The sequence below is a fragment of the Enterobacter sp. BIDMC 29 genome, from assembly GCF_019378755.1.
In the GTDB taxonomy this organism is placed as follows: Bacteria; Pseudomonadota; Gammaproteobacteria; order Enterobacterales; family Enterobacteriaceae; genus Enterobacter; species Enterobacter ludwigii.
On record NZ_CP080000.1, the window covers coordinates 2,496,326 to 2,497,722 of the forward strand.

The following is a 1,397-nucleotide window of genomic DNA, read 5'->3' on the forward strand; positions in this document are numbered from 1 at the left end:
TTTTACTCTGATGCATTCCGTTTTATTTCAGCATATCGGGCTGCCAGTTGTTTCAGATGCATCTCCAGCTGCGACCTCGCAGCTGCAGGTAAAGGTACACCAGGAGGATTTTCTGACAAGATACGCAGTTGCTCTTCAGCCGGTATGGACTGGTTAAAAGACTGCCGGACGGAAAATACAACGGACTTCAGTTCACTGACCGTCATGTATTTGCCTTTCTGCTCATCAAGCCCGTTCAGCCGGTCACTCAATTTTTGTAGCGTTGACATCCCCTTATACCAACCATTGAGCTGTTCTACCGGTAATGCGGCAGCATTAAGGTGTTGCTGCCACTGTTGTATCAGGGGTTTTGCTTGCTCCGGCCACAGCACCTGAGCCTGTTCTGTAAGTTTTCGGCTGTAAGTAATACTCCAGTCAGGAGGCAATTTATCCAGTCGGGCAAGCTGCTGCTGTGTTTGTTCTATCATTGTTTGTGATGACGGAGATTGCTGACGCAACATATCCAGTTTTTCAGGCGCGAGAGGTGCAGGTAACGGAACCAGTGAGGCAGCAAGCTGAGTCTGTAGCGGGTCTGGCCGGTGAAGAAATTGCCAGCTCCACACTGCGCCCGTACTTATTATCAGCATGGTACACATTCCGGCAGCGAAGAATTTCCACTTTTTTACCTGAGTGGGCATTGCCGTCAGTACTTCCACATTTGCGTGGTGTTCTGGCTGTGCAACGAATACCCATTTCACTGGGCTGTCTGGCGCTGGGGTCTCTTCAGAGAGACTACCGGTATGAGAGCCTGTTGATATTACTGCACCATTCTTTACGGTGGCAGGCAGGACAATCCCAGACTGAATATTCGACCCGGTACCGGTTGTATCGTTGCTGTTTTCCAGCCGGACAGCACTGTTGTGCATCAGGGAACGCAACGTATCGAGCTGGCTCAGATGCTTAAGCTCCAGACGTTGAAGCACCTCCCCCAGACTGCCAAGCAGTTGCTCAGCCCGATACAGTTGTCTGAGGTCGCTGTAATTGAGCGGGAGCGAGCGCATCCGTTGCTGAAGACGTTGGTTCAGACTGCTGAGGATTTCCATGCGGGCATGTACCGGCTGCGGCCACAGTGTCCCCCACTGATGGCTTATCAGCGCATCCAGTATCGCTAGGCCTTCATTGAGGCCGAATAAGCCGGCCAGTTGCGTCCGTGCCAGCGTGTACCAGGCCGCCGTCTGTAACTCCACACCGTTTTGCTCAAACAGTGAAAGGCAGAGTTTTTCGACATAATGCCAGTTCACATCCGGACGGGCCGGATGTGTCAGTTTACTCAGTTCATCACGCAGGGTGGCATAATCCGCTAGCGTGCGCGGATCGCCACCGGTTTTGATTTTTCGTGGATTGATGTCATTCATGAC

At 52.0% G+C, this 1,397-nt stretch carries 1 protein-coding gene; it reads right to left on the reverse strand.

The annotated features are described in order from the left end of the window. Positions 1-2: 2 nt before the first annotated feature. Positions 3-1,394 (reverse strand): VasL domain-containing protein, encoded by a 1,392-nt coding sequence (locus tag JTA15_RS11180; RefSeq protein ID WP_219373251.1) that lies wholly within the window; start codon positions 1,392-1,394, stop codon positions 3-5. Positions 1,395-1,397 lie beyond the last annotated feature (3 nt).